Origin of the sequence: Arthrobacter sp. Hiyo1 (assembly GCF_001263615.2) — a bacterium.
Lineage (GTDB): Bacteria > Actinomycetota > Actinomycetes > Actinomycetales > Micrococcaceae > Arthrobacter.
In genome coordinates this window covers 748,611-750,055 of sequence record NZ_DF952469.1, presented here as the reverse complement: position 1 = coordinate 750,055, position 1,445 = coordinate 748,611, and the positions used below count along the sequence as shown (strand labels likewise).

Sequence of the window (1,445 nt, the reverse complement as noted above, 5' to 3'; positions counted from 1 at the left end):
CCATGGCGGATCGCCGGGATCTTTTGGACCGGCTGCAGGTCGCTTTGGCGAATCCCGCCGTCGACGGTGTCCTGGCGTCGCCGGACATCATGGATGACCTGCTTCTGCTCGGGGCACTTGAGGGCAAGCTCGTCTTCGGCTCGATGAACCGAGGCGGCCTCGCCGGGCTGGTCAACGAGATCGACGACCGTTTCACGGGCCATACCGCAGCGGCCCTGGACGCCCTCGGCGCCGATGGCGGGAAGATGCTGACCCGGATCTGCCTCGGGGATCCGGACACCGCCAACATCCTGGAAGCCACGGCCAAGGCGGTGGACTCCCTCGCCGCGCGCAAGCTGATCGCCATGGTGGAGCCGTTCCTGTCTGTCCGGGAGGCGAACGGCAGTGTCCGCAACGACCTTTCGCCGGATGCCGTGATCAAGTCGGTCGCGATTGCGCAGGGCCTGGGTTCCACGAGCGCGTACACGTGGATGAAGCTCCCGGTCGTGGCGGAGATGGAACGGGTCATGGCGGCCACCACGCTGCCCACGGTCCTGTTGGGTGGGGACCCGGATGCGGGCCAGGACGAGGTCTTCGCCAGCTGGCAGGCCGCCCTTGCCTGCCGGGAGTCCAGGGATTGACTGTGGGACGGACCCTTTTGTATCCGGCCGACGGGGACGTGGCCGGGGCCGTTGCCACCGCCGCCTCGCTCTTGAAGACGCCAGAGCTGCTGAAGACACCTGCGAAAGTATCGGAGTAAGAGTAATGTCAACGCGCAGAATGACGGTCGCCCAGGCGGTTGTCGAGTTCCTGTCCAAGCAGTACACGGTGGACACCGTCGGCGGGAGCGAGTACCGGGAACGCCTGATCCCGGGCACCTTCGGGATCTTCGGACACGGCAACGTCGCCGGTGTGGGGCAGGCCCTCAAGCAGTACCAGCAGCTCGATCCGAGCATCATGCCGTATTACCAGGGCCGCAACGAGCAGGCCCAGGCGCACCAGGCTGTCGGCTACGCCCGGCACACCCGCCGCCGCCAGACGTTCGCGATCAGCACCTCGATCGGCCCGGGTTCCTCGAACCTTTTGACCGGCGCGGCGCTGGCCACCACCAACCGGCTGCCTGTCCTGCTTCTGCCGTCCGACACCTTCGCCACCCGGGCCGCGGACCCGTGCTGCAGCAGCTCGAGCTGCCGTACGCCTACGACATCACGGTCAACGACGCCTTCCGTCCGCTGTCCAAGTTCTTCGACCGGGTGTCCCGGCCCGAGCAGTTGTTCTCGGCCTTCCACCACGGCCTGCGCGTCCTGACGGACCCGGCCGAGACCGGCGCGGTCACCATTTCGCTGCCGCAGGACGTCCAGGCCGAAGCCTTGGATGTCCCGGAGGAATTCCTCGCCGAGCGTGAGTGGCGGATCCGCCGCCCCGAGGCCGACGACGACGACATCCGCCGCGCCGCCGAGGCCATC

Annotated in this window: 2 pseudogenes; both read left to right on the top strand. The window is 67.7% G+C overall.

The features are described from left to right. Window positions 1–739: pseudogene (locus AHiyo1_RS07770) on the top strand (Cgl0159 family (beta/alpha)8-fold protein); the annotation flags it as partial. Window positions 740–759: 20 nt separating this feature from the next. After that, a pseudogene (locus AHiyo1_RS07765) lies at window positions 760–1,445 on the top strand (thiamine pyrophosphate-binding protein); the annotation flags it as partial.